Raw genomic sequence first — 20,795 nt, forward strand, 5'->3', positions numbered from 1 at the left:
TACATAGAGTTGATAGCTGATGTGTATATTGTTTGCCTTTTATTGAGCCTTTGTCCACGTATATTACGCCAAGGGTTGGAGGTTATATTGAGCAGTCTCATTTATGTGATTGCGATAATAGATGCCTGCTGTAAGAGCTTGTTCAATACACCGCTTACACCGACGATGCTCCTTTTAGCGCAGGAGACAACTGGTAGGGAAGCCTCCGAGTTCTTCTCGCAATATCTTCAACCAGGACTTCTGTTTTCGCTGGCGACAGTCATCTTCCTTCTTGCCCTCAGCCATACTGTTATGGCGATAAGGAGGATGAGCTTCCCAACCGCTTATCTTAAGCAACCCCTTATCGCCTCTGCTTTATTACTCACACTTGTTGTCGGGACTTGTTTAAGCGTCTATGATAAGGTACAACTATACACTGTTAGGAATCTGTCGGGGCTTGAAATAGCTGTGAATAATGGTTTTGCCCATCTTTACCACCCTGTTGAACGTGTTATTTATGGACTTTATTTCAATCATTTGATAGCGAATCAAGTGGAAGGAGTCATCGTGGCTAATGAAAGACTGGCGGTGGATTCCTGTAACTTTACGTCTCCAACCATTGTTCTCATTATAGGCGAAAGTGCGAACCGACACCATTCGCAGTTATATGGTTATCGTTTGCCTACAACGCCCCGTCAGCTTGCACTCATGGAAGGTAATGACTCTTTGGCAGTATTCACCGATGTCGTTTCGCCATGGAATCTAACCAGTAGAGTATTCAAGCAGATTTTCTCATTGCAATCAGTGGGTGAGAAAGAGGATTGGAGTAACTGTCCTCTCTTCCCTGTAGCCTTCAAGAAAGCAGGCTATCATGTTAGCTTCCTGTCTAACCAATTCCCGTATGGAATCAATTATACGCCTGATTGGACGAATAACCTCGTCGGTGGCTTCTTCTTAAATCATCCACAACTCAACAAGCAGATGTTTGATTACAGGAATACAAGTATCCACGACTATGACGATGAGCTATTAAACGATTACGATGAGCGTATCAATAAAGGGAAACCACAATTAATCATCTTTCATCTACTAGGACAGCATTTCCAGTACTCATCACGTTGTAAAAGCGGTATGAAGAGGTTTAGTATAAAGGATTACACACGTTCGAACCTGTCAGATCATGCGAAACAGACGATTGCAGACTATGATAATGCGACGCTTTATAATGACTTTGTTTTGAGTAAGATCGTCGAACGATTCCGCAATAAGGAGGCTGTTGTTGTCTATCTATCCGACCACGGAGAGGATTGTTATGGCAAGGATGTGGATATGGCTGGTAGGCTCACTGAAGTAGAGAACATTGATGCTAAGAAGTATCATGAGGAGTTTGAAATACCTTTCTGGATATGGTGTTCGCCTGCATATAGGCAGAGACATCACAAGATATTCATAGAGATTATGAAGGCAAGGCATAATAGGTTCATGACTGACGACCTACCACATCTATTGCTGTATTTGGCTGGAATAAGTACTAAAGAGTACAAGGCAGAAAGGAATGTCATCTCTCCACGTTTCAACAATAAACGTCCTCGCCTCGTACTGAATAGTATTGATTACGATAAAGCGTTACACCAATAGCCTTCATTAGTGCGTATCAAAGTGCGACGGAATGATAGTTCACGTGAAAGCCCATCGCTTGCATTGGTGTAACGCCTAATTCCATACACTTGATTTTATAACTTAACAATCGGTTGCTGTGCCTTCATCTTACGCAAACGAGACGTGAGATGACGATAGAGACGAGCAACGAGTTGAGGATGCGAAGGGGCTAAGTCATGCTTTTCGGAGAGGTCGGTTGAGAGGTTGTAAAGCTCCTTATTCCCTGTAAGATACGAATAGATTAGTTTCCACTTTCCCTCACGAATAGCGCAGTTGAGGCTGATGCCCAGTCCTTCACCATCCCATATATTAGGGTAGTTCCACACCAGTTGACGTTTCTCAAAGCCCTGTTGTCTACCACGAAGTATCGGTGTAATATCTTTCCCATCAATAGTCTGTGGCACACGATAGTGCTTGATTCCCGCCATAGAGAGCAGGGTAGGGTAAAGGTCCTCGATGATTATTGGTGTATGCGAACGTGAGTTGGGCTTTACTACGTGGTTCCATTTCACAATGAAAGGCACTCTTATCCCTCCTTCATATAGTGACCCTTTACCGCTCTTGAGTGGTGCATTCTGTGTGTAAAGCTCCCCGTCTCTCCAATAGGACGATGAGGCGAGTCCCCCGTTATCGCTCATAAAGATGATAATAGTCTCTCGCTTGAGTCCAGCCTGCGCCACCCAGTCCATGAGGTCGCCCAAACTTTTATCCATTCCAGCAATCAACGAAGCGTAGGCAGCCTCCTTCTCTGATAGTCCACGTGCACGATAGGTGGGATAGAAACGCATATCTCGGTCGATGGGAACGTGTACGGCATAATGAGACATATATAGATAGAACGGCTGGTCATACTTTTTCGCCTTCTCCAAAGCCGCTATTGCCTCCCGTGTAAGGGCTTCAGTCGCAAAGATGCCAGTCCCCCAATAACGTTCCAAACCAGGTATTGCGAAGGGAGATGTGGGCTTTCCATCCTTAGTAAAGCCATAGTTACGCTCACTTAGATAGGTTGCTAAGCCTCCAGCAGCAGTACCAGTTATGTTTGTATCGAAGCCAAAGTGACAGGGATTCTCACCTGGAGTATCAATCGCTCCCCAGTGTGCTTTCCCACAATGTATGGTGTGATAGCCCGCATTCTTTAGTAGTTGTACAAAGGAAATCGCCTTTGCTGTATGCCCCACATTACCACTCTGCGCAATACCATTGTAATTCCAATCAGGTAGCGTGACCCCCTCTCGCTTCCCGTCTGTCATCTGGTCGCGATGCAAAGTCCAATTCGTTACCCGATGCCGTGCCATATTCATACCAGTCATCAAGCTACATCTTGAGGGCGAACTGATAGGTGTTGCGTACGCATCTGTGAACATCATCCCCTCTGCAGCAAGTCTTTCCATGTTCGGGGTGTCGTACTTTCGATTATTAGCAGTAATCGAATCGGCAAAAGGAAGGGACGTATCCTGCCATCCCATATCGTCAACCATAAAGAAGATAATATTAGGCTGCGACTTTACTTGTTGTGCATTAGCTGGAAGGAGAGCCCCTATTGACATCAACGAAGCCGTTACGTACAGGGGAGAAGGGCGTCTCGTGAAATGGAAGAGATAGGTATTCTTCATTGTTGATAATTATAGCTTGGGTTCTTAGTTACGCTACAAAGTTAAAAAGAAAGTAGGTAACAACCATATAATTCAGCGATGTTATTAAAAAAACATAAGACTTTTATGCCTCATTCAGAATAATTGTCTATCTTTGCATGTGGGCTTTATTCCACATTTTCAAGTCATTGCCGACAGGCTATATAACGATTTCTATCTATTTAAACTTCAGATGGTAAGCTATTTAAAAACAATCCGTTCGCTGGTTACAGTACTTCTTTTCACGTGCTGTACGGCTTATGCTCAGGCACAACAATGGGACGATAAGATTCTTATCTCGCAATGTGACGAACAATACACATTGACTTTTGATGGTGATAAACCTATTGTTAAGAACACAGAGAAAGTCACTTATCTATCTAATTCAGTGACGAAAGTAATGCCAGAAACCACTGTCTTCTATGGAGAATTTATCTCTTTGGATAATATCTCGGGGCATGGTCAGAAGCAATATACGAATGTTACGCCTGAAAATGTGTTCTATGACGATACGAAGGCATGCACCCTTCAAGGTGAGATAACTAAGAAAGGCAAAACAAGCAGTGCTTCCTTCGAGCGCACCTTTAAGGATATTAAGTATTTCACACGTGTTTATTTGCTCGAAGAATACTTCATTCAGCACAAGACACTGACCATCACTATTCCGAAGAAATTGGCTGGTTATAGGCTTAAAGAGATGAACTTTGAGGGCTATAATATACAGGTAGCGCATGAGTCAACGCCTACGGATGAGGTTTATCGCTATACTATGACCAACTGCAATCGCATGAAAGAGGATGCGCAAATGCCTCCTTCTTCAAGTGTCTATCCTTATCTTTTGATCATCGGTCCCTTTGCTGATGTCAACGCATTGTACAGCTGGTCGATGAAAATGGCTGACGTGGATTGTAATATACCTAATCTTCAGTCACTCTTAGCCGAGATTAACAAGACAAGTAAGACTCCCGAAGACCGCATAAGCAATACTTATCGATGGGTGCAGGACAACATTAGATACATAGCCTACGAAGCCGGAATAGCTGGGCATCGCCCAGATACACCTGCCGAGGTGCTCCGTAAACGTTATGGTGATTGTAAGGGTATGGCGTTATTGCTTACTACCTTACTTAAAGCACAGGGTTTCGATGCTCGTTGGACAGATATAGGAACGGAGGAGATACCCTTTAAGATGAGTGATGTTCCTACTCTCGCTGGGGCTGACCACGTGATTTGTACGCTCTTATATAAAGGTAAGACTTACTTTGTTGATGCTACTTGCAAGCACATCCCATACACTTATACACCGCAAGGAATACAAGGTTCACAAGCAATGATAGCCAACGGCGACCGCCCAAGACTTGAGATTGTACCCGTCAGGAAGCCTGATGAGTCCATTGATAGCCTCTCTTACAATTATCAACTACAAGGAGATGCTCTTGTGGGAACGGCTACCTATATGACTCGAGGCGATATGAAGGAATGGTTTATGTCGGTTTCTGACAATGTCGGGAGCAAACATAACGATGATTTACTTGCTAACAACCTTAACTCAGATGCGCATAATATGATGGTATCTGACGTGAAGTGGGTGGATGACGACCCTCGCCACGAATGGGGAAAGTTTACTGGTAAGGTGGTTAATAAGCCTGCGGTGCAACAGGCTGATGGCGAGTTATATATTGAGATGAACCCTCATAACAATCTTTTCGATGCCCGCATTGATACTGTTCAGCGCACACACGACTATTATTTGCCTGTTCGATGCAACGTTGTTAGGCAGGCTGTGCTAACCATTCCAGCTGGTTATCGTGTTGATTACTTACCTTCTTCAGCTACTTTCAATACTCCAGAGGGTACGCTCACATGCCGATTTGTACAAAACGGGAATGTCATTACTTTCCATCAAAAGATGCAAATTAACCACAGACAAATCCCTTTAAAGAACATACCACAATGGAATGATGCGCTAAGGAAGTGGACGGATGCTTGTAACGAGCAAGTTGTCTTGAAGCGGAAATAGCCCTTTCTTCATTCGTTCTAATTGTTATTAATTATTTTCAATACATATAGTTATGAAAAAGCTAATCACATTGCTCCTCCTCACCATCATAACTCTTCCTATGATGGCATTCAATGATGAGGACTATCAAAAGTTTGCACGTGAAGTGAAAGCGGAGGTTTGGAAGAAGGATCTACCACAATTCAACAACCGCACAGTACCGACAAAGTATAATAAAGAGTCGGCTGTTGTCTTGGCGAGATATGAAGAGGTTGGAGTCGACTATAGCAACCACTTCAGTGCTCTTAGCCTTGGTAATGTGAAGCAATGTACGGGTACTCACCTCATCCGAAACCTTGTTAAGATTAATGATAAGGCTGCTTTGGATAAGTTCTCCACGTTTGAGTTCCGCACATACGACTATTCTCTCAATAATGGACTATGGCGTAATGACCGCAGAACAGTGCTCGGTGTGCGTGTTATTAAGCCCAATGGTACCATTAAGGAAGTGGAAGAAAAGGATTATCAAGACAATAACGAAGGTAAGAAAGGAGAAGAGAAATATGCAAAACTTGCTGTTCCTAATCTGCAAGTAGGCGATATGATTGACTACTTCTACTATAACTATGACAAGTTAAGAGAGGAGAATATTGATCCAATAACATTCTTCTTTGGTAGTCAATATCCCATCCTTGACTATCAAATTCATTGCTCTATTGATAAGGACTTATGTACTCAGTACCGCACAATGAATGGTGCTCCTGACTTCAAGCAAGGTGCAGATAAAGATGATATTGTTCTAGATGTTCGTGAGAAAAACATCGATAAGACCATGCCTGACTACGCTTATAATCCATTGGCGCAGACCCCTTACACAATGTTATTCATCAATGCGAAGGTAGCATTGGAGTATATTCCAAAGAGTATGAAGGTCAAAGGTTTGCAGGCAAACCCCGATGCGAAGGTCATTCAAGAGGACGCTTGGACACTTTGGGATGTGACTACTAGCAAGTGGTCATTCTATAAGATGTTTAACAAAGTGATTGATGAAGCGAAGAAAATCAGCGATCCAACAGAGAGAGCAAACTATATCTACAACTTCGCCATGTTGAATACCTTGGTGCATGATAAGCCTTACTTCTCATATAGGAACTTTGGTTCTGTATTCTCATTCCTACTTGATAAGCTCAAAGTACCATACTCACGTGTGTTGGTAACTGATTGTATGACCGAACCTATTGGGCAGTTGGCGAACATCTGGAACGTAACCTATGGCTTCATGTTGAGTAATGGTCAGTGTTACTTCCCAGTAAGTACTCGATATGGCACAACGGCTAACACCATTCCTTCTATCTATCAGAACCGAGAGGCTGTGGCTACTGATGCGAAGAAGAAGTTCCAAAATGGACCCTTTAGAAACGTGACTATCCCTGGCAGCCAGGCGAAGGATAACACTGAGAAAGTAGATGTTGATGCTACAGTTGATGGTATCTTACTCAACATCAAACGCCAAGATGCCACCACAGGATGCGACAAGGAAGGTAACATCATGGACTATACTTCAGCCGAGCAGATGGCTCAAGCATGGGGTGCTGACTATGGTGTAACAAAGTTTGCACAGCTTTATGACAAGGGAGCAAGCGTTGCTGACCAGCGAGCAGCAGAACGCGCGGAGCAAGACAAGAAGTCTATTGCAGATAACTTCAACGATGAGATAAAGGCATATCATGACCATGCAGCAGTGAAAGTGAATGACACTAAGGTGCTCTCATGCGGTGAGAAGAATAAACCCTTTACTTATCTTGTGGATTACCAGATGGATGGTCTGGTCAAGAAAGCTGGTCGCAATCTTGTAATCTCCGTCGGTCAGCTAGTCGGACAACAAGCTCATATAGAGGGAGCAGAGCGTCAGCGCAATGTAGATATCATCTATCCTTACCCTAGAACTTACTCTGTTACGGTGCGCCTAGCCATTCCTAGCGGCTATGAAGTATCTCCGGAAAGCTTGCAGAAACTCAATTCTAATGTAGATAATAGTGCTATTTCCTTTACTTCTAAGGCTTCTGTCGAGGATGGTAAACTCTTAATTACTTTCGAAAAGGTATATAAGCAATATCGTGTTCCTGCCTCTCAGTGGTCGGATGTGTTATCTGCTCTCGATAAGGCATACGATTTCAATAGCCTTCAAGTTGTGTTGAAGAAGTTGTAAAAACCCTCTTTACCCTAACAGCAGACACTTTCCTGTCTTTCTAAAAGGGAAGAAGTTCTTACTAAAAGCTGGTTTATTTGGGGGGAAAGATATATTGATAAGGCGGACAGATATCCTCATCTGTCCGCCTTTTTGTACCTCAATAATAAATAATTAGGTATAACCTTTCCTTTAGGAAGTCCTTAGGAGGGCTTTCCCCCATTGTATGAACTTTGAAAGGGAACACTTGCTACATTCAAAGAAATTGTGTACTTTTGTACTATCTAATTACACATTTATTATGGCAAAGAACCTAATTACCATTCTGATTGTAGCCCTCGCCCTTTGTAGTGTGGCTGCATGTAAGAAGGAAAAGAAGTCGAATGACATCATAACAAAGATTGCTCCGCGTCCGAAAGTACCAACTGGTCCAAAGAGCCTATCCGACTTTAAATATGAAAAGAAGGTCGAGTGGGTAGGGGGAATATATACCATTACTATCCGGCGATATGCTGATAAAGACCTTGAGTTGTCGGAGGATGAAGATGGAAGGAAGTATTATGACAATAAGGTGCAACTGACTATCAAGCGTCCTGATGGTACCACTTTCTATGATAGAACATTCACAAAGAACGACTTTAAAGAGTTCACAAACAATGATTACGGAGAGCATGGTTCGCTTGTCGGATTTATGTTTGACCATGTAGAAGGCGATGTTTTACGCTTTGGAGTGAGCGTTGGTTCTCCTGACCCTAATAGTGATGAATATGTACCAATGAACTTTTCTATTGATAAGTCGTGCCATATTCGTATCACAAATGCCACTGAGTTAGATACAAGTAGCGATCAGGAGAAAGCAGAGAAACCAAAGACTGAAGAAGAGCTGTCCGAAGAGGAAGGGGTGTAAAGGGGCTTTTTTCCAAATCAAACTCCATAATTTAAATCTCAAAAGAATACTTAACGACAATCAACGAACAATTTGTTTCTAAGCTAACAATATAATTTGTGAAACGAAAGGAACGCCCTCCTTCATTTGAAGAGGGCGTTCCTTCATTATGAGAAGGGCGTCTCTTCGATGTGAAGAAACGCCCTTCTTGAATAGTGTTAGATGTTTTTTAAAAACTAAGAGGTGGAGTTCTAATCTTGCATCCTGTCCTCTTTTATTAACTACTTCTTGCCCTTTAAAGCCTCAATAGCATCGAAGGAATAAACCAAAGAACCACTGGTAAAGGTGCTTGCCTCAATCTTTAATGAGCGATACTTGCGTAAACAATCAACGAAAGCGACGGGATTTTGAACGAAAGCAGAGTCTGTCTGCTTACTAACACCTGGTTTGTAAGTGAATCGTCCGACCTCATCTCCCTGCGCATAGACCCTTACATAATTAGAACTATCAAAACTATTCCCAGCGAACTGTTCGCCATCTCCAAGAATCATACAGGCTTCCAAACCTAGACGTCCAACCTTTCTCACACGGATAAACATGTGGTTAGAGCTTGTAATCTGCGATTTTTTGTTAGGAGCACTTTGTATTGTTGCTAGCGACGAATCGTTTAAGTAGACCCATGCTGATACATAAGAACCATTGTCACCCTTAGTACTATCGAGGTTAACAGCCACCATGGTATCAACGAGTGTAGTATCATAATGTCCCACACCACGCGATGAGCACGAGGTGCAGGACGTAAGAGTTGTTGCTGTTACCAGCGTCAGAAAGGCGACTGGTAACAGCATCATGGATTGTAATCTCATGATGATTGATTCTAATACTCACCCCATGCCTTGATGTCGATGTCGTCGAGCGAGACATTACAGAAGGCATTGATGAACGCACTTGCCAATCGGCTGTTCGTAATCAATGGTATGTTGAGATCGATGGCGGCACGTCTAATCTTATACCCATTGGTTAGCTCGCGTGGAGTCAAGTCCTTTGGCATATTAACAACCATGTCAATTTTCTTCTCATGTAGCAAGTCCAAGGCCTGAGGAGAATGTTCCTTGTCAGATGGCATATACACAAGTGTGTTCTCAATACCATTCTCTGTGAGGTACTTAGACGTTCCTACGGTTGCAAAGAGCTCATATCCATGTTGCTTCAAAGTCTTTGCTGCATCCAACATCTCGGCTTTCTGCTTTGCACCTCCAGTAGAGAGAAGGATGGTCTTCTTCGGTATTCTCTGTCCGACAGATAGCATACTCTTCAGTAAAGCAGTGGCAGAATCGTCACCAAGACAGCCCACTTCACCCGTTGAACTCATGTCAACACCGAGCACAGGGTCGGCTTTCTGCAATCGATTGAACGAGAATTGAGAAGCCTTAATGCCCACGTAATCAAGGTCAAAGAGGTTTTTGTTAGGCTTTTCAACAGGTACACCGAGCATGATCTTAGTAGCTAGATCGATGAAGTTGAGCTTTAGAACCTTACTAACAAATGGGAATGAGCGACTCGCGCGAAGGTTACATTCGATGACAAGGATGTCATTGTCGCGTGCCATATACTGAATGTTGAATGGCCCATTGATGTGTAGCTTCTTTGCAATCTGGCGGCTAATGCGTTTGATTCGACGCACTGTTTCGACGTAAAGCTTCTGTGGTGGGAACTGAATAGTTGCGTCTCCAGAGTGTACACCAGCAAACTCTATGTGCTCAGAGATGGCATATGCCATGATTTCTCCATCCTTTGCAACAGCATCCATCTCGATCTCCTTTGCGTTCTCGATAAACTTACTAACTACTACAGGATGGTCTTCACTAACGTTAGCAGCCAACTGGAGGAATCGAGTTAACTCATCCTTATTAGAACAAACATTCATGGCTGCACCTGAAAGAACGTAAGATGGGCGGACAAGAACAGGGAATCCGACACGGTCAACGAACCTGTCTATATCCTCCATACTCGTTAGTGCGCTCCATTCTGGTTGGTTAATTCCGTTCTCAGTAAGCATAGACGAGAACTTAGCACGGTCTTCTGCGTTATCAATGTCCTTAGCTGCTGTACCTAGAATTGGTACGTTCTCTTCATCGAGATACATGGCTAAGTTGTTAGGAATCTGACCACCTGTTGATACGATGACACCATGAGGAGTCTCGGCATCAATGATGTCCATGACACGTTCGAAGGTCAATTCGTCAAAGTAAAGACGATCACACATGTCATAGTCTGTCGATACTGTCTCAGGGTTATAATTGATCATGATAGATCGATACCCTTGTCTTCTAATGGTGTTCAATGCCTGTACACCGCACCAATCAAACTCTACAGAACTACCGATACGATAGGCTCCCGAACCTAATACAACAACCGACTTACGATCGTTGGAGAACGTGATGTCCGAACCAACACCAGCGTAGGTTACATATAAATAATTGGTTTGTGCAGGATATTCGGCTGCTAGTGTGTCTATCTGCTTGACGACAGGAAGGATGCCAAAACCCTTACGCAATCTTCTCACAAGCATCATTGCTTTGTGCATATTAGGGCATTCCTCCTCTAGATTGACAGCACGTGCTATCTGGAAGTCAGTGAATCCGTAGACCTTAGCCTCACGCAATAACTCTTTATCAAGCGTATTGATATTCTTGCGTTTCAGCTCTTCGTCAATGTCAATGATATGCTTTAACTTATTCAAGAACCACTTGTCAATCTTTGTCAAGTCGTGTATTTGATCAACAGTATAGCCCTTGTGCATAGCTTTTGAGATGATGAATACACGCTTGTCAGTAGGTTCGCGCAATGCAGCATCTATGTCTTCAATCTGTAACTCCTTGTTTTCAACAAAGCCGTGCATGCCTTGTCCTATCATTCGTAAGCCCTTCTGGATAGCCTCCTCAAAGTTACGTCCAATCGCCATAACCTCTCCGACGGACTTCATACTTGACCCCAACTCCTTGTCGACACCACGGAATTTGCTCAAATCCCAGCGTGGTATCTTGCAGACAACATAGTCGAGTGCAGGCTCAAAGAAGGCTGATGTAGTCTTTGTAACAGAGTTCTTCAATTCAAAGAGACCATAGCCCATACCTAATTTAGCCGCCACGAAAGCCAAAGGATAGCCTGTTGCCTTACTTGCGAGAGCTGACGAACGAGACAAACGGGCGTTTACCTCGATGACACGATAATCCTCGCTCTGTGGGTCGAAGGCGTATTGTACGTTACATTCACCGATGATGCCGATGTGACGAACAATCTTTATTGATAATGCGCGGAGCTTGTGATACTCGCTATTCGTCAATGTCTGTGATGGAGCAATTACGATAGATTCACCCGTGTGGATGCCTAGTGGGTCGAAATTCTCCATGTTACAAACTGTGATACAGTTGTCATATTGGTCACGAACAACCTCATATTCGATTTCTTTCCAGCCCTTGAGACTCTTCTCAACAAGTACTTGAGGAGAGAAAGAAAAGGCTTTCTCACATAGAGTGTTTAGCTCTTCTTCATTGTCAGCAAAGCCACTGCCAAGTCCGCCGAGTGCGTAGGCAGCACGCACAATGACAGGATAACCAAGCGTCTTAGCCGCTTTACGTGCCTGAACAATATCCTCACAAGCCTCACTCTTAATGGTCTTTACATCGATTTCATCAAGTCTTTCAACAAAGAGTTCACGGTCTTCTGTATTCATGATAGCCGCAACTGGGGTACCAAGAACTCGTACATTATATTTCTTTAGTACGCCTGTTCGTTCTAACTCTACACCACAATTCAATGCAGTTTGTCCACCGAACGACAAGAGAATGCCATCAGGACGCTCCTTCTCAATCACTCTCTCTACGAAATATGGTTGTACTGGAAGGAAATAGATCTGGTCTGCTACGCCTTCAGAAGTTTGCACTGTAGCGATGTTCGGATTGATGAGAACGGTAGAAACACCTTCTTCTCGTAATGCTTTTAATGCTTGTGAACCAGAGTAATCGAACTCTCCTGCCTCACCTATCTTCAATGCTCCCGATCCGAGAAGCAGTACTTTTTTAATTGAATCGTCTTTCATTATCTTAGTGTTTCTACGAATTTGTCAAACATAAAGTATGTATCAACAGGACCAGAGCAAGCCTCTGGATGGAACTGAGAAGTAAACCATGGATTCTCAACATGACAGATACCTTCATTACTACCATCATTCATGTTGACGAAAAGTTCTTTCCAGTCTTTATCAAGAGTAGACGCATCTACGGCGTAACCATGGTTCTGGGAGGTGATATAACACTTATTAGTACCAACCATGCGTACTGGTTGATTGTGTCCACGATGACCATATTTCAACTTATAGATAGTTGCTCCCGCTGCCTTTGATAATAGTTGGTTACCCATGCAAATACCGCAGATAGGTTTCTTACTCATGCTCATCTGTTTGCGAATTACATTAACAGCATCAACGCACATATCGGGGTCTCCAGGTCCATTCGCTAGGAAGAGTCCATCATAATCCATCGATGTGTAGTCATAGTTCCAAGGTACTCGGATAACCTCTACTCCTCTATTAATAAGTGAACGAATGATGTTTGCTTTCACACCGCAGTCTACAAGTATAACCTTCTTGCCTGCGCCTTCATTGTATCGAATAATCTCTTTTGTGGAAACGAGATCAACGAAGTTAACACCTTCATAATTAGCTTCTGGGATGTTATCAGGCTCATCGTCAAAGAGAATCTTACCCATCATCACGCCATGTTCACGCAGTACTTTGGTTAACTCACGAGTATCAATGTTGGTGATACCAGGTACATGTTCACGCTTCAACCAATCGCCTAGGCTCTCTACAGCATTCCAATGGGAATACTGTTCTGTGTAGTCTGATACGATGATAGCAGACGCATAAATCTTGTCGCTCTCCATGAATGTTGGGATGCCATTTGCCTCTATAGAGAATGGAGGCACACCATAGTTTCCTACTAAAGGAAAGGTCATGGTCAGAAGTTGACCAGCATAGGAAGGGTCTGTAAGGCTCTCTGGATAACCCATCATGGCCGTGTTGAATACTACCTCACCAGCAACTGGTGCATCGTATCCAAACGACTTGCCATGGAATTTTGTTCCGTCACTCAGGACTAAAGTTACGTTCCTCATTATTACTTAGTATTGTTGAGTTGATTGTTTTTATGTATTTCTTGTTAATGTTCTAACACTGGAAAAAGGACGTATAGTTTGTGCGGTTAATTCAAGAGAAATGTCTTGAGCGCACAAGCCGTACGTCCTTATCTATAGAGATTAGCTCATGTTATGCTTGAGGTGTTCATGTTCATAATAATTGATGAAGTTCTGGTTGACCAGTCTCATACCACCTGGAGTAGGGTAATCACCCGTAAAATACCAGTCACCAGGATGGTTCGGAATAGCATTATGTAGACCTTCAATGCTTTGGAAAACAAGTTCGACTGGCGTCGTCATGCCCTGCGGTCGAAGTATCTCTACAATCTTTTGATTGATTTCTTCTATGGTGAAAGGCTTATAAATGGCCTTTACTGAATTATAGAGATGTTCTCCTTTAGGTTTGGCAACCTCTTTCTTACAGGCTTCATAAACCTCATGTAGAAGATTCTCCATATTCCGTTCACGTATTAACTCAATGGTCGCACGGAATACACAGAACTCTTCTGGACGTGGCATGTCAATGCCGTAATAGTCGGGAAAGCGTATCTGTGGTGCACTGGAAACAATGACAATCTTCTTCGGATGTAGACGATCTAAGATGTGAAGAATGCTTTCCTTGAGAGTTGTCCCTCGAACAATAGAATCGTCTATGATTACTAAGTTGTCCTTGTAGGGTTCGATACTCTCATACGTTATATCATAGACATGAGAGGCGAGGTCATTGCGTGAATTACCCTCAGTGATAAATGTTCTTAGCTTGATATCCTTCCATGCTACCTTCTCAGCACGTATTCCTTGCTTTAGAATCTGATGTATATCTTCTTCTGAAGGGTTGCTCCCCAAGGCTGTTATTTGCTCAACTTTTCGTTTGTCAATCCATTCTTTAAAGCCATGAGTTAACCCATAGAACGCTACTTCTGCAGTGTTAGGAATAAATGATAAAACCGTGTGAGTTGTATCATAATTGACTGCTTCTAAGACGCGTTCTGTCAATTGTTGACCTAGTTTCTCACGCTCTTTATAGATGTCTCTATCCGATCCACGAGAAAAGTAAATACGCTCAAACGAACAGGCCGAATAAGTCTTTGGCTCAAGTATCTGCTGTAGGCTTGCTTCTCCCCGTTTGTTAACTATTAAGGCTTGACCCGGTCTTAACTCTTGTATGTCTTCACATTCTAGGTCGAAGGTTGTCTGTAAGACGGGGCGTTCACTAGCAACTACTACAATCTCATCGTTCTTATAATAGAATGCAGGACGTATAGCCCATGGATCTCGAATAGAGAACATCTCGCCTGAACCTGTTTGTCCGCAGATAACGTAACCACCATCGAAATGTTCCATGGTAGTCTTGAGAACATTACTTATTTGTATGTTATCTTCAATATACTCAGTGATGTCTCGTTTCGTAAGTCCAAGTTCCTGCGCTTTCACAAAGTTGCGTTCAACTTCACGATCAAGCCTGTGTCCCATGAATTCTAATAGAAGGTAAGTATCGCTATAGATGCGTGGGCATTGCCCTTGGTCAGTCAGTTTCTCAAATATATCCTCAATATTTGTCATATTGAAGTTGCCACACATACATAGATTCTTTGCCTTCCAGTTGTTGCGACGTAGGAAGGGATGGACATAAGAAAGACCACTCTTGCCAGTAGTTGAGTACCGGAGGTGGCCCATATAAAGCTCTCCCGCAAAGGGAAGACTAGTTTTTGCAAAAGAAACATCAGACAATTGTTCCTGTGATAAGCCTTTATAATGCTTGTGTACATCAGCAAATATCTCTGTAACAGCATTCTTTCCCTCTGCTCGCTCACGGAACATATACTCGTTACCAGGCTCGGATGAGAGTTTCACAGCAGATAATCCAGCCCCTTCCTGACCACGGTTATGCTGCTTCTCCATCATAAGATAGAGTTTATTTAACCCGTACATCCAGGTTCCATACTTCTCCTGATAATACTCTAACGGCTTTAGCAACCTAATCATTGCTACTCCGCAATCTTCATGAATGTTCTTTTCCATTTATAAGATGTATTGTCTGTCTTTTACAATTACCGATGTTTACTAATCTTGTTTGTGTTTTTGTTACCAGCTTATAAGCATTCCCCGTCATTTTGGATACCCTATTGAGTATCCTAGATGATGGTGATTTCTGAGACTATTACTCTACTGTAACAGACTTAGCCAGATTACGTGGTTGATCCACATCCTTGCCTTTGCAAACTGCAATATGGTATGCCAAAAGCTGTAATGGGATTGTTGCAACCAATGGTTCTAGACATTCCATGCAATCAGGAAGCTCTATTACGGCATCTGCAATATGAGAGATTGTCGTGTCACCTTTAGTTACTAAGGCTATAACCCGACCTTGTCTTGCTTTTATCTCTTGTATGTTGCTACGTACTTTCTCGTACATCCCGTTCTGCGTTGCGATAGCTACTACAGGCATATCAGAATCTATCAAGGCAATAGGACCATGTTTCATCTCTGCTGCGGGATAGCCTTCTGCATGAATGTAAGAAATCTCCTTTAATTTTAATGCACCTTCCAAAGCTACTGGGTAACTAAATCCACGTCCCAAGTAGAGGAAGTTTCGTGCATAAGTGAAGGTGCGTGCCATATCTGCAATTTGGTTATTTACCTTCAACACATCCCTTATCATATTAGGAATTTCTGCCAATTCTTTAACCGTACGCACGTATTCTTCGTGTTTAATAGTACCTTTGGCATTTGCTAAAGCTAGTGCAAACATCGTTAAGACAGTGACCTGTCCAGTGAAAGCCTTTGTAGAAGCAACACCGATTTCAGGGCCTACGTGGATGTAAGTTCCTGTATCAGTTGCACGCGGGATACTAGACCCGATGGCATTACAAATGCCATAGATAAAAGCACCTCTAGACTTTGCTAACTCTACAGCTGCAAGTGTATCGGCTGTTTCTCCACTCTGTGAAATGGCTATGACAACGTCGCTATCACTTACAACCGGGTTACGATAGCGGAACTCACTAGCATATTCAACCTCTACAGGAATCCTACAGAAGGTTTCAATCATCTGTTTACCGATAAGTCCAGCATGCCAACTTGTACCGCAAGCAACGATAATGATGCGCTTAGCATTGAGTAGTTTGCTGCGGTAATCAATCATTGCACTCAAGGTAACATTGTCGTGCTCCACGTTAATTCTACCTCTCATGCAGTTTGTCAAACACTCTGGTTGTTCAAAGATCTCCTTGAGCATGAAGTGGTCGTAGCCTCCCTTCTCAATCTGTCCAAGGTTGATATCAACCGTACGAACCTCTGGAGATAGCTCTTCATTGAGGATATTTACGACCTTCAACTCCTCTCCTAACTTCATTACTGCAATGTTTCCATCATCAAGGTAGACAACTTTATCAGTATATTCGATTATCGGACTAGCATCCGAGCCGAGGAAGAATTCACCATCACCAATGCCTACTACAAGTGGACTCTGCTTTCTTGCAGCAATGATGGTATCAGGGTTACGCTTATCCAAGAGGGCTATGGCGTATGCACCAATTACTTGATGTAAAGCCAACTGTACTGCCTCTAGGAGACTAATGTCCTTCTTTGTCTGTATATAATCAATCAGTTGAACCAACACTTCAGTGTCTGTATCCGACTGAAATTGTATTCCTTTCTCTATCAAATTATGCTTTATTTCTGCATAATTCTCGATAATACCATTATGAATAATTGCCAAATTCTTTGACTGCGAATAGTGTGGATGCGCATTTATAGATGATGGCTCACCATGAGTTGCCCAACGTGTGTGAGCAATCCCAATGTTTCCAGTGACGTTCTTATCAGTACAATACTCCTCTAAGTCAGCCACTTTTCCTTTTGTTTTATAGACATCTAAGTTGCCATTATCGTCTATCAGTGCCACGCCTGCGCTGTCGTATCCTCTATATTCAAGGCGTTTCAAGCCTTTAATCAGTATGGGGTAAGCCTCACGCTTTGTCCCAATATATCCTACAATACCACACATTTTACCTTAACCCTTTCCTTTTATAACAAATGAGAACACCCTTACACCCGCTTCCTATCATCTAGCTCTGTTCTAGGCTAGGCAAGATATGGATGTCAAAGAATGTTCTCATTTTTAATATTTGCCTCTTTAATGAGGATATAAGTCCCCATTTAAAGATAGAATCTTACTTTCTTAAAACGTTAACCAATAGCGATGCTACTGATGTAACAATACCTATAAAGGAGAACCAAATGGTAGTGGAACTACCCACACCAGAGGTCTTTGCCTTCACAGAGTTTGGTTGAACGTATAACACATCATTCTGTTGTAGATAATAATAAGGTGAGTTGATGATGTTAGCATCATTCAAATTCAGACGTACTGCATGCTTTTCTCCTCTTGCATCCTCACGTATCAACAGAATATTATTACGCTTGCCATATACACCTAAATCGCCTGCCTGCGCAATAGCTTCTAGAACACTAATCTTCTCAGTAGATACTGGTATCACACTAGGATGACCTACTTCACCCATGACAGTAATGTGATAACTGCTCATGCGAACCGTCACAACAGGGTTCTCGGTGCGTGCAAGGTAAGGTTGAATCTTACTCTTTATCAAGTCCTCACATTCAGTTTTTGTTAAGCCAACAACATGTATCTTACCGATAATAGGGAAGTTAATGAATCCCGTGTTATCAACTAGATAGCCCTTGAAAGCCGTAGATCCTTTGTCACCACCTTGCAGATTGAAGGGTGCAGCAGCCTCTGGATTAGTTGTATTGACTGTGATGGTTAATTCGTCTTTAGGCATGATTCGTGCGTCAAAGAGACCACGTGAAGCGGCAAGACTGGTTGAGTCAATGTTCTCCACATAGGTGAAGCCCTTGCTAGAACCACATCCTGTCATTGCCATAATCATAGCTACTGCTATGAGAGATAAGATGATTTTTTTCATTTAAAAAATAGCGTGAAGTCAACTATTAATAATTCTTTTCTGCAAAAATACGACTATTTTTTGAGAATTACAAGCGAATAGCTTTTTTTCTCTTAGGTGATTCGTAAAATAGAGTTGACCTATAAATATTAATGCTACCTTAGCCTTTCTATTGCTTGATTTGTTCTCTCTTTTGGGGGAGATGAAATCCTTTTACGATTGAGCCACTTTACAATATTGGTCGTAAAGCCATTGCTGTTGTTCTGTAATTGTTAAGTTGCTGTTATCTAATTCGATAGCATCATCCGCCTTACGGAGCGGTGACGTCTCACGATGGGTATCGATATAATCGCGTTCTTGTACATTCTTTAGAATCTCATTGAAGTCAGCATCCATGCCTTTACCCTTCAGTTCGTCGTAGCGTCGTTGGGCACGAACTTCTGCTGAAGCTGTGACGAATACTTTTAGTTCTGCATGTGGGAAGACCACAGTCCCGATGTCTCTTCCGTCCATAACGATACCCTTCTCTGCGCCCATTTGCTGTTGTTGCTCCACGAGAGCAGTACGAACGAAGGGGAGGGCAGCGATAATGCTGACATGTGAAGATACTTCCATTGTTCGGATTTCGGTCTCAATATTCTCTCCATTGAGATAGGTGTCAGGTCGTCCTGTTGCTTTATTCAACTGGAAACTAATTTTAATTTTATCCATCTGTGCCTTTAGTTCCTCTTCTTTTATCGAGCCGTCCGCATTGAATAGATGATTACGTAAAGCATAGAACGTAACGGATCGGTACATTGCACCAGTATCTACATAGATGTAACCAATCTTCTTTGCAAGGTCTTTAGCCATTGTGCTCTTACCACATGAGGAGTATCCATCAATGGCGATAGTTATCTTTTTCATTCTGAATCCGTGTTTTGTTTTATCTATTTAGTACTGCTTTCTTCTGCAGTGTGTGCAAAGTTAATAAAAAAAGTAATATGTTTATGGTTAGAAATTGATTATTTGTCATTGTGTTCATTTCATATATTGAGTTGAAAGGAATGTCTACTTCCATTTGAGAAGGGCGTTTCTTTGATGTAAAGAGAGGCTCTTCTTATGCCAAAGAAAGGCTCTCTTTAAATAGAGAAGAGTGCCTGTTTAAGTCTATGCGAAAGGATATTCAATTTGAAAAGATTTGTTCGATAGCTGCTCCTAGGCGTTTATAATGTTAGTTGGAGGATGTTTGATAAATTCTAGAAATCGTTTCCAATCACTCAAATCATGTGAAATTACAAAGATAAATGAGGTTATCTGTATCTAATTAAACAATTATTACTTAAAATGAATAGGCAAGATTGACTAAGACGGAGCTGCTAGCAGCATGATACTTACCATAGGCTAAGTTTAGTTTGAAGCGTTCGAGATTAATGCCACCACCCACACTAAAGCCTGCTCCATGTGCACTGGAATCCTCGTTGGTACCGATGGTCATCTCGTCAGCTCGGCGGAAGTTGTAACCACCACCGACCCATATATTGTCTGACAAGAGAATGTCTGCGCCAAGATTCAAGTGATTGATAAAGCGGTAATCATAATGAGTTAAGTCAACGAGAGTTGCAGATAGTCGTACAGGTAAGGCTGCAAAGGTTTTGCTCACACCAACTTGTACATCCATAGGCATCTTCCCGTAGTTTTCTTCGTAAGCCTTGATCTGACCGCCCAAGTTCTTTACTACCACAGAAACAGACCATTGGTAATCAGGTTCAAACCAGTTGAGTCCGAGGTCAACACCTACTGCCATGGAGCTGTAATTACCTATATATGAGTTGATAAACTTCGCTGTTATACCTCCCACGAGATTATGTGCTAATTCGTAAGAAAATATCCCCTCAATTGCAATCTCACTAGCATTAAAGGTTCCTATCTGTGTGTTGTTCTGGTCATACTCCTTCATCTTTCCATAGTTCATGTACTGGACTCCTCCTGCAATTGTCCCTTTCTCACCCAAAGCCTTTGTGTAAGAAGCACCCATGTAATTGGCACCACTCATGTAATTCATATAACTCAAACCTATCGTCTTATCGCTTACCGATGATGCAAGAGCAGGGTTAGAGAACATCAAAGCAGGGTCATCTTCAATAATTGTAATATTATCTCCACCTAAAGCAGCAGCATGTGCACTAACAGGAAGACGTAAGAAATTGTATTCAGTTTGGCTCTCTTGAGCCCATAACATACAAGTGAAAAGGGTTGAGATGAGCGTTAAAACAAACTTTTTCATTTAATCTAAATTAATTTATCGGGCAAAGTTACAGCTTTTTCCGAATATCTTATTACTTTT

General features: G+C 42.4%; 13 protein-coding genes. 4 read left to right on the plus strand and 9 right to left on the minus strand.

All coding sequences use genetic code 11. The features are described from left to right. A partial coding sequence (locus O3603_RS05980) for a phosphoethanolamine transferase (protein ID WP_371521477.1) occupies window positions 1–1,617 on the plus strand: 1,617 nt, incomplete at its 5' end. Between the two features lie 95 nt (window positions 1,618–1,712). On the opposite strand, the gene O3603_RS05985 is transcribed toward O3603_RS05980, so the two are convergent. Then, window positions 1,713–3,251, minus strand: coding sequence for a sulfatase (locus O3603_RS05985; protein ID WP_371521479.1), 1,539 nt, complete (start codon window positions 3,249–3,251; stop codon window positions 1,713–1,715). Between the two features lie 211 nt (window positions 3,252–3,462). On the opposite strand from O3603_RS05985, the gene O3603_RS05990 reads away from it, so the two are divergent. The 3 genes from O3603_RS05990 to O3603_RS06000 all read left to right on the plus strand — a co-directional run bounded on the left by O3603_RS05990 (window position 3,463) and on the right by O3603_RS06000 (window position 8,363). Next, window positions 3,463–5,289, plus strand: coding sequence for a transglutaminase family protein (locus O3603_RS05990; RefSeq protein WP_371521481.1), 1,827 nt, complete (start codon window positions 3,463–3,465; stop codon window positions 5,287–5,289). 52 nt (window positions 5,290–5,341) lie between these two features. Further along, window positions 5,342–7,477 carry a DUF3857 domain-containing protein gene (locus tag O3603_RS05995; protein ID WP_371521483.1) on the plus strand — a complete coding sequence of 712 codons (2,136 nt, stop codon included), beginning with the start codon at window positions 5,342–5,344 and terminating at the stop codon, window positions 7,475–7,477. Between the two features lie 280 nt (window positions 7,478–7,757). Next, complete coding sequence (locus O3603_RS06000; protein ID WP_371521485.1) at window positions 7,758–8,363, plus strand: DUF4738 domain-containing protein; 606 nt, start codon at window positions 7,758–7,760, stop codon at window positions 8,361–8,363. Window positions 8,364–8,623: 260 nt separating this feature from the next. Here the strand turns inward: O3603_RS06000 and O3603_RS06005 are convergent, their stop codons facing one another. The 8 genes from O3603_RS06005 to porQ all read right to left on the minus strand — a co-directional run bounded on the left by O3603_RS06005 (window position 8,624) and on the right by porQ (window position 20,735). Next, window positions 8,624–9,208, minus strand: coding sequence for a hypothetical protein (locus O3603_RS06005; RefSeq protein WP_371521487.1), 585 nt, complete (start codon window positions 9,206–9,208; stop codon window positions 8,624–8,626). An 11-nt stretch (window positions 9,209–9,219) separates the two neighbouring features. Continuing rightward, the gene (gene carB, locus O3603_RS06010) at window positions 9,220–12,444 is read right to left on the minus strand and encodes a carbamoyl-phosphate synthase (glutamine-hydrolyzing) large subunit (RefSeq protein ID WP_155715296.1); all 3,225 of its coding nucleotides are present in this window, start codon (window positions 12,442–12,444) and stop codon (window positions 9,220–9,222) included. Continuing rightward, window positions 12,444–13,520, minus strand: a complete 1,077-nt coding sequence (gene carA / locus O3603_RS06015; RefSeq protein ID WP_009435042.1) for a glutamine-hydrolyzing carbamoyl-phosphate synthase small subunit — start codon at window positions 13,518–13,520, stop codon at window positions 12,444–12,446. The genes carB and carA overlap by 1 nt, the downstream gene beginning before the upstream one ends. A gap of 141 nt (window positions 13,521–13,661) precedes the next feature. Next, the gene (locus O3603_RS06020; protein WP_371521489.1) at window positions 13,662–15,563 is read right to left on the minus strand and encodes an amidophosphoribosyltransferase; all 1,902 of its coding nucleotides are present in this window, start codon (window positions 15,561–15,563) and stop codon (window positions 13,662–13,664) included. Between the two features lie 139 nt (window positions 15,564–15,702). Then, window positions 15,703–17,550 carry a glutamine--fructose-6-phosphate transaminase (isomerizing) gene (glmS, locus tag O3603_RS06025; protein WP_155715293.1) on the minus strand — a complete coding sequence of 616 codons (1,848 nt, stop codon included), beginning with the start codon at window positions 17,548–17,550 and terminating at the stop codon, window positions 15,703–15,705. A gap of 166 nt (window positions 17,551–17,716) precedes the next feature. Further along, on the minus strand, window positions 17,717–18,490 hold the full coding sequence (locus tag O3603_RS06030; RefSeq protein WP_288952432.1) for a polysaccharide biosynthesis/export family protein: 774 nt from the start codon (window positions 18,488–18,490) through the stop codon (window positions 17,717–17,719). Window positions 18,491–18,682: 192 nt separating this feature from the next. Then, window positions 18,683–19,375, minus strand: a complete 693-nt coding sequence (gene cmk / locus O3603_RS06035) for a (d)CMP kinase (RefSeq protein ID WP_288952431.1) — start codon at window positions 19,373–19,375, stop codon at window positions 18,683–18,685. A gap of 415 nt (window positions 19,376–19,790) precedes the next feature. Beyond that, complete coding sequence (gene porQ / locus O3603_RS06040) at window positions 19,791–20,735, minus strand: type IX secretion system protein PorQ (RefSeq protein ID WP_288952430.1); 945 nt, start codon at window positions 20,733–20,735, stop codon at window positions 19,791–19,793. Window positions 20,736–20,795: the final 60 nt, after the last annotated feature.

Source organism: Prevotella sp. 20925_1_30, assembly GCF_041433025.1.
Taxonomy (GTDB): Bacteria; Bacteroidota; Bacteroidia; order Bacteroidales; family Bacteroidaceae; genus Prevotella; species Prevotella vespertina.